The 13,960-nt window shown below is 72.1% G+C and carries 4 protein-coding genes and 1 pseudogene; all 5 read right to left on the bottom strand.

Annotation, left to right across the window (positions count from 1 at the left end; all coding sequences use genetic code 11):
* Positions 1-22 precede the first annotated feature (22 nt).
* Complete coding sequence (locus BUE43_RS36115; RefSeq protein WP_234995966.1) at positions 23-223, bottom strand: MbtH family protein; 201 nt, start codon at positions 221-223, stop codon at positions 23-25.
* Between the two features lie 1,440 nt (positions 224-1,663).
* A pseudogene (locus BUE43_RS36110) lies at positions 1,664-2,266 on the bottom strand (M20/M25/M40 family metallo-hydrolase); the annotation flags it as partial.
* Between the two features lie 305 nt (positions 2,267-2,571).
* Positions 2,572-3,630 carry a hypothetical protein gene (locus BUE43_RS27770; RefSeq protein WP_073488917.1) on the bottom strand — a complete coding sequence of 353 codons (1,059 nt, stop codon included), beginning with the start codon at positions 3,628-3,630 and terminating at the stop codon, positions 2,572-2,574.
* A 61-nt stretch (positions 3,631-3,691) separates the two neighbouring features.
* Positions 3,692-8,245 carry a non-ribosomal peptide synthetase gene (locus tag BUE43_RS27765; protein WP_073488915.1) on the bottom strand — a complete coding sequence of 1,518 codons (4,554 nt, stop codon included), beginning with the start codon at positions 8,243-8,245 and terminating at the stop codon, positions 3,692-3,694.
* Positions 8,242-13,725 carry a non-ribosomal peptide synthetase gene (locus BUE43_RS27760; RefSeq protein ID WP_073488913.1) on the bottom strand — a complete coding sequence of 1,828 codons (5,484 nt, stop codon included), beginning with the start codon at positions 13,723-13,725 and terminating at the stop codon, positions 8,242-8,244. Before BUE43_RS27760 ends, BUE43_RS27765 begins: the two co-directional genes overlap by 4 nt.
* Positions 13,726-13,960: the final 235 nt, after the last annotated feature.

Genomic DNA, 13,960 nt, shown 5'->3' with positions numbered 1-13,960 from the left:
GGAGTGGGGAGGACGGACGGTGCTAGCGCAGCGACCCCGGCCGCATGTCGGTCCAGGTGCGGTCGATGTGCGCCAGGCACTCCTGACGGGTTCCGGTGAAACCGGAGTCCCGCCAGCCGGGCGGGTTCTCCCGGTCGGCGGGCCAGATCGAGTACTGCTCCTCGTCGTTGACGACGACCCGGCACACCAGGGTGGTGTCGTCGTCGTCCAGGAACCCGGGCATGGCGTCCTCCTGGGGTGGGGTGGGCTGAAGGCGGGTCGTGGCGCGGACGTGGGTGGCGCCGCACGCCGTGCCCGGTCCGAGGGCCGGAGCGGGGTCGGGGGCCGCCGTCGGCGCGGACTCGGGCAGGCCGGGTGTCCGGTCCACGACCCGCAGCACGGCGGGCCGGTCGGGCCGCAGGACGAGGTCGATTCGGAGGCCGGACGTGGGAATCCCGTGCAGCCACAGGGAGAAGTCGTCGTCGGACGGGATCTGGGGCGGGCCGGGAACCTTCTCCACCGCGTACGCCAGGACCCGTGCGCCGGACAGGACGAGCACCGCGTCGGTGGCTCCCCGGGGCGAGGAGAGGGTGAGCTGGAGGTGGCGGTGGTCCCCTCGCCGGTGGTCGTCGACGACCGTCACGGTGGGACCGGGCAGGGGCAGCGCCGGCGCCGGGACGTGGCGGAAGTGGTGGAGGGAGTGGGGAAGGAACTCCCGCAGGCGGTCGCGGCCCACCTCGCCCGCGCTCCGGTCGAGTGCGTGGTGGTCATCGTCCACTGTGGCCCACAGGGCTTTGCCGGTGTCCGTGTCCAGCGCGTAGAGGACGCCCTGGAACCGACCCGTCGACGTGGTGGGCCGCGCTGACACTCCGGCGATCGTGAAGCCGACCAGGGCGGTCGCCGCGGCGACGATCGGCAGCGCCCAGCCCGTCGCCAGGGTGATCACGTTGAGCACTGGGGTCAACAACAGTGTCAGCGAACCGACCACGGCTGTGGGCGCTACCGATCCCTTGAGCAGCAACCCGACGAAAGTGAGGTGCACGAGCGGGGCGAGGAGGTGAACCGGAACTACGGCCCCGAGCGCGAGACCCGCCACCACCAGTGTCGGGGATTCCGCGGCCGCCGGGGGCAGCGTGAGCACCGCGAGGCCGAGGGCGGCGAACAGCAGCGGCCACTGGGCCAGGTAGTTGGCGCTTGCCAGGCGTCGGGCGGTGGCCAGCGTCAGGAGGACCCACCAGACCGTCCCGCCCACGGCCAGTGCGGAGATCTCCAAGTAGGGGCGGAGAAGCTGGATCAGCAGCGCGTACGAGCCCACGGTGGCGGCCACCAGGGCCACCAGGTAGGCGGGACCACCGCGGCGCGGGTGGCCGTGGAAGGTCGTCTCCGGTCCGCGGGCGACGATCCGGCGGGGCAGCGTGCCGAGTGTCAACACGGCCGCGACGAGCCAGGCCGCCCCGACGAGCGCCCCCAGCAGTGCGGACGGCGCGTGAACCTGAGAGTCCACTATGGACAGTGCGACGACGGTGGCCCACAGGGTGACCGTGGCGAGGGAGAGGGGAAGCGACCACGTCGCGGGGTACCGCGCCAGCCCGTGCGGCAGCCGGAAGAACACGGAATCGCCCCGCGAGGCGAGGCCGGTCAGGTCGGCGTCGCCCAGTCGTCGGGCGAGCCCGAGCGCGTGTTCCCCCTGGTGTTGCAGGCTGCTCCGGCTCACGTTGTCCGGGGTGTCCGACGCGCTGTGGTAGTGCTGGTACCCGTCGATGTAGGCGAAGTTGAGGCCCGGCAACCCCTTCTCGCGGAAGACACCGAAGTCGGTCAGGTTCGGCATCCGCCGGTACACCTCGTGGAACAACGACGAGGCGTAGGACGGGCGCACCGCGCCGGCGAGCGCCGTGACGAGCCGACCGTTGCGGGGTCCGGTCTCGAACATCAGGACCGGACCCCGGCTGCCGCGCGCCTCGAAGTTCAGCACCACGCCCACGCGCTTCCGCAGCGGATGCCGGTCGGCGAAGGCCCGCGCCCCGAGCTGCCCCACCTCCTCCGCGTCGGTGAACAGGAGGATCACGTCGTTGCGCAACGGGTTCGGCGCGGCCAACAGCGCCCGGGCGGTCTCCAACAGGGTTGCCACGGCGGCGGCGTTGTCGTTCGCCCCCGGCCCCGACGAAACCGAGTCGTAGTGGGCAACGAGCAGCACCGCCGGTCGGTCGGCGGCGCCCTCCGCGCCGGGCACGACCGCGACGACGTTGCGCGCCTCTCCGGCCGAGCGGAACCGGGTTCCGCGCTCCATGCCGTCGACCTCGTTGACGCCCACGGCGGTCTGGACCTCGGGGGAGAGACCGAGTTCGGAGAGTTTCCGCACGAGGTGGTCGCGCACCCGAATGTGCTCGGCCGAGCCGACGGGACGCGGCGCCCGCGCGATGTCCTCGACGTGCCGCATCGCCCTGAGCGCCGAGAACCGCTGCTCGTCGGCGTGGGCCGGGACGACCGCGGGCGTGCGCAGCGCCCGGAACGCGACGACGGCGGACACGACGACCAGCGCGACCGCCGTCAGGGCCCCGGCCAGACCACTGGCGCTCCCGAACTCCACGGCGCTCACGGGGTGGCCCCGTCAGTGTCGTGCTCCCTGGAGCGCACCAGTCCACTGCGGACCTTCTTGAAATGGTCCAATGTAGACACCGCAGAGCGCGGCGACCGGGCCGCCATGAGCACGCTCGACTGCTCGGTGCCCACGAAGTGCCCGCACACCGCCCGGTGCGCGTCGTAGGTGGCGGCGAACGCCGCCAGGAACCGTTCCCGTTGCGGCTCCAACCGGGGATCGAGCTGGGCGAACAGCGTCCGCGTGCCCCCGAGCACCCGGATCAGGTGCTCGTGGTCCCGCCACCGCAGCCCACTCATGTCCGGCGGCGCGGTCGGCGGCATGAGGGTGGGCCGAATGTTCCTCTGGTACTCGGAGAACGGGAAGTCACCGGTGAACCGCAGCGCCGCCGCCGCGCCCCGCATGACGACCGCGGCCACCTCCAGCATCCGCTGCGCCTCGGGGATCTCGCCGGCCGACGCGTGGTGCGCGAACCCGTTGAGGCTGATCACCAGGCCCTGCACGAGGACCATGAACACGTGGTGGCCCCGGATCCAGCGCTGGAGCGCCTGGTTGTCCCGGTAGCTCGACGGCCTCGGCGGCAGGCGCACGACATCCGGCCCCGCCCGCTCGTCGAGCGGCGTGAAGTCCCCGGAGATCAGGAGCACCAGTTGCCGCATCGCCGTGCGCAGTGGCCGCCACTGCTCGGGCGTCAGGTCAGTGCCCGTGCCCAACGCCTCCTCCAACAACGTCACGTATCCCTGGAGCACGGAGTGGGCGAGCACCCGCGAGACGTCCCCGCGCACCCGCACGAACCGGAAGGCGGCGTCGTTGGCCCGGTTCCCCGCGGACTCCTCCGGATCGTCGGTCACGACGGCGATCTCCCCGGTGGAGAACCCGAGAACCCCCAGTGCGGCGCGGAGTACGACGAGCTCCTGGTCGTCGGTCCGGTCGGCGGGACCGGCGAGCGCGGTGGCCAGTGCGGCCGCTGTCGCGCTGCCCGGCGCGGGCGCGAGCACGTGCGTCGACGCCGGCAGGTCCTGCGGGCGTAACAGGGGGAAGTCGTCGCTGCGCATCGGGTTCTCCCTCGACGGTGGCAGGGACGCCGCGTGGCGGGGGCGGTGTCAGGAGGGCAGGTCAGGAAGGTGGTGTCAGGAGGGCGGTGTCAGGAGGGTGGGGGACGTTCGCGCGGGCCGTCTCGGGGGGTTCGAGGTGGCCGTGCTCGACCAGGTACCGCAGGACCAGGTGGGCCTGCCGCTCGTCGGCCGGCGGGCAGACGATGCCGCTGCCGGCCAGCGCCCGCGCCGTGTTGCGGCACTCCAGCTCCGGCTGGACCCGGTCGATCAGCCGGGGGTCCAGGGACTCCTGCGGCTCCACCTCGGCGTCCCGGATGAGCGGAACCATGGAGTACAGCGGGTGGCCGGGCCGGACCCCCAGCGCCAGCTCCCTGGCCCGCTCGAACGGGACGATCCGGAAGTCGTAGCCGTAGGAGCGGATCCAGTCGCAGAACCGCCGGATGCTCACCGGAGCCGGGTTGAACAGGTGGTAGAAGTCGCCGATCGCCCGCTCCCGCAACGAGATGTGCACGATGGCGGCGGCGACGTAGTCCACCGGAACCGCGTCCAGGATGCGGGGGTAGTCCGGGACCACGCCCATCGCGACGAACCCCCGGAAGGAGACCACGAGGTAGTCCTCGGGCTGCGTGGCGCCGGTCCTGGTGTGGCCGAGGATCAGGCCGGGCCGGTAGATGGAGACCGGAATCCCCCGTCGGCGCGCGATGTTCGCGATCTTCTCGGCGACCCACTTGCTGCCGGTGTAACCGCCGGGGTCGTCGCTGGGCGTCCGCAACGCCGTCTCGTCCTCCAGCAGCGGGCGCGGCATGTGGCTGGCCAGCACGACATCCGCGGTGGAGACGTGGTGGAACGCCTTCAGGCGTTCGGCGCAGGCCAGGCGCAGGAGTTGCTGGGTGCCATGGACGTTCGGCTTCCGCAACGCCGAGTACGGGTAGACGAAGTTCACGGTCGCGCCGCAGTGGTAGATCGCGTCGACCAGTCCCGACAGCTCGTGCCACTGCCCCTCGGTCAGTCCCAGCCGTGGTCGGCCCAGGTCGCCGACCAGGGGGCGGATGCGGTGCGCGTAGCTGTCGTCCCAGATGAGGTAGCGGCGCATGGTCTCGCGCAGCCGCTCGGACGCGTGCTCCCGGCTCTTCGCCCGCACCAGGCAGCAGACGTCCGCTCGGGTGCGGCGAAGTAGCTGCTCCAAAAGGAAAGCGCCGAGGTAGCCCGTCGCTCCGGTCAGCAGCACCGTGTCCGGGTCGAGGAAGTCGGCCCTGGGCAGGCCGTCCGGCGTGATGTCCTCGGCGAGGGTGGCGTCGTTCTCCAACTGCGTCGTGTGCCGCGTGGTCAACGCGCCCCGGACACCGTCCTGTTGGGACTCCTGGATCGTCTCGGCCACGCCCGCCACCGTGGGAACCTTGAAGAGCTGGTGCACCGGCAGCGAGACGTGGAAGTGGTGGAGGAGCTGGGAGGCCAGCCGGGCGAGCACCAGCGAGGAGCCGCCGAGCTCGAAGAAGTCCTGGGCGATGCCGACCCGGTCGATGCCCAACGCCCTGGCGAACAGGCCGGCGACCTCGTTCTCCAGGGCGGTGCGGGGCGCGTCGTCCGCCCCGTGCGCAGCGCGGGGAGCGCCAGGGGCGGGCAGTGCCCGGCGGTCGACCTTCCCGTTGGGCGTCACCGGGAACTCGTCGAGCGCCACGATCGCCGAGGGCACCATGTGGGACGGCAGGAACTCGGCCAGGAACGCCGACAACGCCGACGGCGTCGGGGAACTGCCCTCGGTGCGGGTGACGTAGCCGACCAGCCGGCGGTCGCCGGGCGTGTCCTCCCTGGCCAGCGCGACCGCCTCCCGCACATCGGGGTGCTGGGTCAGCGCCGCCTCCACCTCACCCAGCTCGATCCGGTAGCCGCGCACCTTCACCTGGTTGTCCGCCCGCCCCACGAACTCGAGCACGCCGTCGGCGCGGTAGCGGCCGATGTCGCCGGTGCGGTAGAGCCGTCCGCCCGGCTCCACGCCGAAGGGGTCCGGGACGAACCGGCCCGCGGTGAGCCCGGGGCGGTTGTGGTAGCCGCGGGCCAGACCGACACCGCCGACGCAGATGTGCCCCGGCACGCCCGGCGGAACGGGGCGCGCGTTGTCGTCGAGGACGTGAACCCGCAGGTTCGCCACCGGACGGCCGATGGGCGCGGCCTCCGGCTCTGACGTGCGCGGGCAGACCCAGGCCGTGGAGTCCACAGTGGTCTCGGTGGGTCCGTAGAAGTTGACCAGTTCGGCGTCGAGGCGGGAGAACACCGCGCGCTGGAGCCCGCCGGTGAGCATCTCCGCCCCGCTCTGCACGTATCGGATGCTCGTGCACTCCTCGATGCCCGGCTCCTCCATCAGTACAGCGTTGAGCGAGGGCACCGCCGCGTACAGGGTGATCTCCTCTTCTCGGAGGAGACGGACCAACGCGCTGCTGTCGTACTTCTGGCCGGGCGGCGTGACGACGGTTCGCGCGCCGGCCATCAACGGCCAGAAGGTGGCCCACAGCGAGGGGTCGAAGCTGAACGAGTGGTTCTGGAGGACCCGGTCGTCGGGGGAGAGCGGCCAACGCCGTTGCCGCCAGGTCAGGTTGTTCACCGCGCCGCGGTGGGTGAGCATGACGCCCTTCGGCTGGCCGGTGGAGCCAGACGTGTAGATGAGGTACGCGAGGTTGTCCGGCTGCGCCACCGGTTCCGGGTCGTGCCGGGGCGCACGGGCCACCGCCGGCCAGTCCTCGTCCACCAGCAGGCGGTCCGAGGTCCCCTCGGGCAGGCCCGCCACCAGTTCGCGTTGGGTGACGAGGATCTGGGCGGCGCTGTCGGAGATCAGGTACCGCAACCGCTCCGCCGGGTACTCCGGGTCCAGTGGCACGTACGCGCCCCCGGCCTTGAGCACCCCGAGTATCGCGATCACCATCTCCACCGAGCGTTCCAGGCAGATCGCGACCCGTCCCTCCAGACCGAGCCCCCGCTCCCGGAGGTGGTGGGCGAGTTGGTTGGCCCGTTCGTTGAGCTCCTGGTAGGTCGCCCTCGCGCCGCCGCAGGTCACCGCCACCGCGCGGGGCGTCCTGGCCGCCTGCGCCTCCACGAGCTGGTGCAGCAGGGCGTCGGCGGGAAAGCCCGCGTGGTCTGCGTGGTCTGCGTGGGCTGGTCCGTCCTCAGTGGACTCGTTCCAGGTCCGCAGGACGGTGTGCTGCTCCTCGGGGGTGAGCAGGGGGAGCTCGGAGGCCCGCCGGGCGGGGTCGGTGGTCGAGGAGAGCAGTGTCCTGAGGTGGCCCAGCAGACGGCGGGCCGTGTCCGTTCCGTACAGGTCCGTGTTGTGGTCGAGCCGGAGCAGCAGCCCGGTGTCGGCGCGGACGGCCGTGAGGGTGAGGTCGACGGCGGTCCGCCCGACCGGCAGCGGGTACGGGGTCACCGTCAGGCCGGGCGCGTCCCGCAGGCTCCACCGCCCGTCCCGGAAGGCGAACATCACCTGGAAGAACGGGGTTCGGCTGACGTCGCGGTGGGTTTGCAGGTCGTCGACCAGCGTGCCGAAGAGGACCTCCCGGTTCCGCGCGGCGTCGTCCGTCGCGGCGGCGACCCGGTGGACGGCCTCACCGACGGTGGGGTCGCCGGTCAGGTCGACGCGCAGGACGACAGTGTTGCCGGCGGGGCCGAGCAAGCCGCTCCACCGCTCGCCTCGGACCGAGGTGCGGGTGCCCACCGCGATGTCGGAGTGCCGGGCGTAGCGCGAGAGCAGGATCTGGAAACCGGTCAGCACGACGGTTTCCAGTGGCACGGCGAGCCGGCCTGCCAGGTCCTCCAACGCCTCGGTGGTGCTCGTCGACAGTCCTAAGTGGACAGACGAGCAGGCGTAGGTCTTGGTCGCCGGTCGACCGTGGTCGGTCGGCAGCGGCAGCGGGGGCACCTCCGCCAGGCGCTCGCGCCAGAACGCGAGTTGCCGCGCGTGCTCGTCGCCACCGGCCAGCACCTGTCGCCACCGGGCGTAGTCCGCGTAGGCCGGCGCTTCGGGTTGGGGCACCACGTCCGAGTCGTCGAGCAGCCGGCGGCAGGCGGTGACCAGCTCGCGGACGAGCAGATCGGGGGACCACTCGTCGGCGACGAGTTCGTGCACGGCCAGCATCAACACGTGGTCCCGCTCGTCGAGCCGGAGCAGCCGCGCCCTGGTGAGCGGGCCGGTGGCCGGGTCAAAGGCCTGCGCCAGCTCGCGTTCGGCGTTGCGGCGCACGAACTCCTCCGGCGACTCCCGCGCCTCCGGCTCCGCCGCCACGATGTTCAGCTCGGTCGCCGGGTTGACCACCCGCAACACCCGTCCCGCCACCTCGACGAAGGTGCTGCGCAGCACCTCGTGCCGGCGGGCCACCTCGGCCAGACCCTGTTGCAGCACCGGGAGGTCCAGCGCGCCGCGCAGCCGGTACCCGGCGACGAGGTGCGCCGGCATCCCCGGCTCCATCCGCGTCAGCATCAGCAACCGCCGCTGTTCGGGCGAGAGGGCCGTGGCGTTGGTGACGCCGTGCTCGGTGAGCAGGCGGGTCACCAGGGCGCGTCGGGCGTCCTCTCCCGCCGGCTCCGTCCTCCCCGGCTCCTGCGCGGGCTGGTCCACAGGCCCCGTCATCGGTCCCACTCCTTCGCCGTGCTGGCTCGTTCGGGGAGATCGGGCGCGCCGCCGGACAGCAGGGCGTCCCACTCGTCGTCGGTCAGGTCGTCCAGAGCCGGAACCGGGTGCCGCCGGTCCCCTGGCGCGCCCGTCGGGTCGCGGCGGGCCTCGACGGCCGCCGCCAGGTGCGCCACGGTCGCGTCGAGGAAGAGCTCCCGCAAGGGGACCCGCACGCCGAACTCCCGGCGCAGCTCGTGCACGAGTCGCCCGGCGAGCAGGGAGTTGCCGCCCAGCTCGAAGAAGTCGTCGTGCACGCCGATCCGGTCCTGGTCGAGCAGTGACGCCCACACCGCGGCGATGCGTTTCTCCGTGCGGTCCCGGGGTGCGACGTGGCGCTGGTGCGCGGCGAGGACGGCCCCCTCCGGTGGTGGCAGGGCCGCACGGTCGACTTTTCCGTTGGGGGTGCGGGGAAGTCGGTCCAGGAAGACGAACCCGGCCGGGATCATGTAGTGCGGGAGACGCTCCACGAGGTGGTTGCGCAGCGCGCGGGCCAGCTCCTCCTGATCGCCGTCGGGCGGAGCGGGTGTCACGTAGGCGAGCAGGCGACGTTCCCGTCCTTCACCGTGGGGAACGACGGTTGTTTCGTGGGTGTGGGGGTGTTGGTGGAGTGTGGTTTCGATTTCTGTGGGTTCGATGCGGTGGCCGTGGAGTTTGGTTTGGTGGTCGGTTCGGCCGTGGTAGTGGAGGTGTCCGTTGGTGGTGCGGTGGGTGAGGTCTCCGGTGTGGTAGAGGCGGTCGCCGGGGGTGGTGGTGTGGGGGTTGGGGGTGAAGTGGGTGGCGGTGTGGGTGGGGTTGTGGTGGTAGTTGCGGGCGAGTGGGGTGCCGGCGAGGTGGAGTGGGGTGGTGGTGTTGGTGGGTGTGGGTTGGTGGTGGTGGTCGAGGAGGTAGGTGCGGGTGTTCGGTAGCGCGACACCGATGCTGACCGGATCACGGCAGTCCGCCGGGAGATCCTGGTAGGTCACGTAGGTGGTGGCTTCCGTCGGCCCGTAGAGATTCGTGACGCGTCGGGTTGACGTGCGGTCGTACAACGCGCGGACCAGAGCGGCCGGAAGTGGCTCCCCAGCCAGGTTGATGGCCCGCACACTGCGCGGAATGCCTTGGACGGCATGCAGTTCCGCGATGGCGGAGGGGACCGTGTTGACCAGGGTCACGCCGACGCCGCCGAGGTCCGCCAGATCCAGGGCGTTGTCAGCCAGGATGAGCATGGCCCCGGTGGTGAGTGGGGTGAAGATTTCGAAGATGGAGAGGTCGAAGCAGATGGAGGTGGCGGCGAGGGTGCCGGCGAGTTCGTCGGGTGTGTAGGTTTCCTGGGCCCAGTGGATGAGGTTGACGGCGCTGCGGTGTTCGATGGCGACGCCTTTGGGTGTTCCGGTCGATCCGGAGGTGTAGAGGACGTACGCCAGGTTCCGTGGATGGAGCCGAGTGGTCGAGTGGAGGTCACTGTCGCCGAGCGCGTCCAGCTCTCCGAGCCCAGGAAGGCGAACCGCTGTGACGTCACCGGGAACGCTGTCGAGGTCGTCGGTGATGACCAGCGACGGACGGGCCTCCCGGAGGATGACGCCAACTCGGTGCGCGGGGTGGTCCGGGTCGAGGGGGACGTAGGCCGCGCCGCTCTTGAGGACACCGAGGATCGTGATGATCAGGTGCGGGGTGCGGGGCAGCCGGATCGCGACCAGGTCCTCCGGGCCGACACCCCGGCCGCACAGCAACCGCGCCACCTGGTTCGCGCGTCGATTGAGCTCTCGGTACGTCAGTCGATGCCCGCGCCACACCAGCGCGGTGCGGTCGGGCGTCCGGTGCGCCTGCCGTTGGACGAGCATCGGCAACGTGACGTCCAGGTCGTAGGCGCGCTCGGTTCGGTTCCACCGGACCAACGCCTCGTCGACCTGCTCCGGGGGCAGGAGCGACAACCGGGACACCGCCCGGTCGGCGTTCGCCAGCGCGGCGGTGAGCAGTTCCGCGTAGCACTCCGCTATCCGGCGGATCGTGGACGCGGCGAACAGGTGCGGGTCGTACTCCCACCGGCCGATCAGCTGACCGTCCACTTCGGACAGAGTCAGGGTGAGGTCGAACCGCACTCCCGCCGGCTCCACCGGGAACGGCGTCAGCCGCACCGGTCCGACGGACACCGACGTCTCCGGCACGCCCATGTCCAGGGCGGCGAGCGCGTCCGGGGCGCCGGGCCGGGTTCCGTGGAAGGCGAACGAGGTCCGGAAGAACGGCGTGCTGTCCGCGTGGCGCTCCGGATTGAGGCGCTCGACCAGGATCGGGAACGGCAACCGCCGGTGCCGCAACGCTTCCCGCACCTCGCGGCCGGTCCGACGGGCCAACGCGCCGAAGGGCGGATCGTCGGCGACGTCGACCCGCAGGGGCAGCGTGTTGACGCAGTACCCCACGAGCCGGGCTGATCCGTGCCAGTCCCGGTCGGCCACGTGAGTGCCCACGACGATGTCGTGGTCCCCGGTCCACCGGTGCAGCAACACCTGGTACGCGGTGAGCAGAACGGTGAAGGGCGTGATCCCGTGTCGCCGGCCGAAGTCGTGGACCCGCGCGGTCAGGTCACGCGGCAGCGCCACCCCGTGCGTGGGCGGTGCCGGGGGCGGCGCGTCGATCCGCTCGGTGGGAAGGCGGAGCCGGGGAACCGGGCCGGCCAGCCGCTCACGCCAGTACGCCCAGTCCTCTTCGGCCTCGGGGCTGGTGAGGTACCGCTCCTGCCGGCGCACGTAGTCGCGGTGGGGAACGGGATCGGGCAGGAGGCCGGCCGGTTCGGCCCCGGCTGAGGCCGCGGACAGCAGCACGCGGAACTCGTCGAGCAACAACCCCAGCGACCAGAAGTCGGCGACGATGTGGTGGACGGCGAACACCAGCACGTGCTGGCGCGGGGTCTCGGCGAGCAGCGCGGCGCGCACGAGCGGCCCCTCGGCCAGGTCGAACGGCGCGGTCGCGCGGTCGCGCGCCCACTGGTCGACCGCGTCGACGTCGCCGCCGACCATCTCGACGTCGAGGGGCAGTTCCACGACGTCGTGGACCACCTGCGCGGGTTCCCCGTCGACCACGGTGAACGTCGTCCGCAGCGCCTCGTGCCGGGCGACCAGCGTCCGCAGGACGGAGCGGAGCGCCGCGACGTCGAGCGGGCCGTGCAGTCGCACCGCGCGCGCGATGACGTAGGCCGGGTCGCGAGGGTTGAGTTGTTCGAGGAGCCAGAGCGCGCGTTGGCCCTGGCTGAGGGGGAGCGGACCACGGGTGGCCGCGGTGTTCGACGGTCCGGTGTCCAGAGGTTTGGTGTCCGGCGGCCCGATCTCAGTCTCGGTCTTCGGTGTCGGTGCGGCTGGCGCCTGATCGATCCGCTCCAGGATGTGGTCGGCGACCGCGCCGAGACTGGTCGCCGCGATGAGGGCGGACGGGCTCAACGTGACGGCGTGCTGCCGCTCCGCCCGGTGCTGGAACTCGGTCACCGCCAGGGAGTCCAGGCCGTTGTCGACCAGGCCGCCCTCCGGATTCTGTTCCCCCACCGGCACACCGCCGAGCTCCGCGACCAACGCGGCCACAGTGGACAGTGCGAGCGCTCGACGGCTCCCGAGCGGAGCTCGGCGGAGGTCGTTCCGCGCCGCGTGGCCGCTGGGTGACACCTGCTCCGGCCCCTGCGGACCGGGCGCGTCCCGATCCACCCGAAGCAGATCCCCCGCCAGGTAGGCCGCGCGGCAGGCCCGCCGCTGGATCTTCCCGCTCGACGTCTTGGGGATCGTCCGCGTCGCGACCAGCACGACGTCGTCGACCGCGACCCCGTGCCGCGCCGACACCGCACGGCGCACAGCCGCCGCGACCTCCGCCGGCCGCACGTCGTCGGCCCGCCGCGCGACCTCCTGCACGACGACGACCCGCTCGACGCCGCCGTCGTCCGGGGCCTGGAACACCGCGCAGCAGCCGGGCCGCAGCGCGGGGTGGCTCCGCTCCACTGTGGACTCGATGTCGTGCGGGTGGTGGTTGCGGCCCCGGACGACCAGCACGTCCTTGTGGCGTCCGGTGACGAACAGCTCGCCGTCGTCGAGGAAGCCCAGATCACCCGTGCGCAACCAGCGTTCCGGGGCGGCGGGGTCGGCCAGCCGGGCCCCGAACGTCTCCTCGGTCGCCTCCCGGTCGTCCCAGTAGCCGCCGGCCACACTCGGCCCCGCCACCCAGATCTCTCCGATTCGCCCTGGTGACAACGGCATCCGGGTGTGCGGGTCGACGACGAGCACCCGCGAGCCGGGAACCGCGCCACCGCACCCCACCAGCCGCTGCGTCGTGCTGTCGGCGGGGGCCTCCTCGTCGACGGGGAGTGCTTGTCCCCGCGTCAGCGCGTCGCGGTCGAACCGCGCAACCCGGGCTCCGCCTCCCGCCGGGCCCCCGGTGACGATCAGGGTGGCCTCGGCCAGTCCGTAGCACGGGAAGAACGCCTCCCGGCGGAAGCCGCAGGGTGCGAAGGCGGCGGCGAAGGCGTCCAGCGTCTCGGCCCGCACCGGCTCCGCGCCGCAGAACGCCAGGTCCCACCCGCTCAGGTCCAGGCCGGCTCTGTCCTCTTCGGACACTTTGCGCACGCAGAGGTCGTAGGCGAAGTTCGGGCCGCCACCGCAGGTCCCGCCCCGCTCCGAGAGGGCGCGCAGCCAGGTGACCGGGTTCCGCAGGAAGGTGAGCGGGGAGAGCAGGGTGACCGGGAAACCGCCGTGGATCGGCCCGAGCAGACCGCCGATGAGCCCCATGTCGTGGTACGGCGGAAGCCAGATCACGCCGTGGCTGTGCTCGCTCAGCCCGAACCTGTCGTGGATGGCGGCGAGGTTGCGCATCAGGTTCGCGTGCGTGAGCACGACACCGCGGGGCGATGCCGTCGAACCCGACGTGTACTGCAGGAAGGCGGGGGAGTCCGGGGCGATCGGCGGAGTCCACGCCCCGTCGTCCGCGTCTTCCAGGTCGGTCGTGGTGCTGTCGAGGTCGTCGGTCGCCAACCACGTCGACTCGCCGAGCCCGGCCTGCTCGCCCACCGCGGCCGCGCCCTCGCGCACCGCGGTGGTGGTGAGGACCAGACGGGCCCGCGCGTTCCCGGCGATCGCGCGCAGGCGGCCGAACGACCGCTCCCGCCGCGGGTCCGGGGGATACACGGGCACCGCGAGCACGCCGGCGTACAGGCAGCCGAAGAACGCCGCGACGTACTCGGGGCCGGGCGGGTACAGCAGCAGCGCGCGATCCCCTGGAGATCCCGCCGCGCGCAGTCGTACCGCGATCCCGCGCGCCAGGCGGTCGAGAGTCGCGTAGTCGACCGTTCGTTCCGCGAGGGGCGCGGGCCGCGCCAGTTCGGGGCCGTCGCGGCTCTCCAGGAAGGTGAACGCCTCGGCGTGCGGGGTGCGCGAGGCACGCGCGCGGAGCAGGTCGGGCAGCGTGCCCACGGGGTGCCGCTCTCGCATGCGCAATCTCCCGGTCGGTGGCCGCGCGACGGTCGGTGCCCACCGACGACCGGTGGGACCCGGCGATGATTTCGTGGCTTTCCGAGAAGTGGGCTCGGCTTTTCCCGTGATCGTTTCACCGTCGACGGGAAAGTCGGGCCGTCAGCGAAGCTACGTCGGCGCGGCGAACGCTGTCAATGGTCCGGACGGGGCACGGAACGGCCCCACGTGAACGGTCCTGTGTGAACGCGGGTCG

This window comes from Streptoalloteichus hindustanus (assembly GCF_900129375.1).
Taxonomy (GTDB): Bacteria; Actinomycetota; Actinomycetes; order Mycobacteriales; family Pseudonocardiaceae; genus Streptoalloteichus; species Streptoalloteichus hindustanus.
This window is presented reverse-complemented; position numbering and strand designations above follow the sequence as displayed.

Excerpts from the sequence above, each read along its gene's own strand:
- BUE43_RS27760 (WP_073488913.1), bottom strand. The coding sequence starts at position 13,725 with ATGCGAGAGCGGCACCCCGTGGGCACGCTGCCCGACCTGCTCCGCGCG.
- BUE43_RS27770 (WP_073488917.1), bottom strand. The coding sequence starts at position 3,630 with ATGCGCAGCGACGACTTCCCCCTGTTACGCCCGCAGGACCTGCCGGCG.
- BUE43_RS36115 (WP_234995966.1), bottom strand. The coding sequence starts at position 223 with ATGCCCGGGTTCCTGGACGACGACGACACCACCCTGGTGTGCCGGGTC.
- BUE43_RS27765 (WP_073488915.1), bottom strand. The coding sequence starts at position 8,245 with ATGACGGGGCCTGTGGACCAGCCCGCGCAGGAGCCGGGGAGGACGGAG.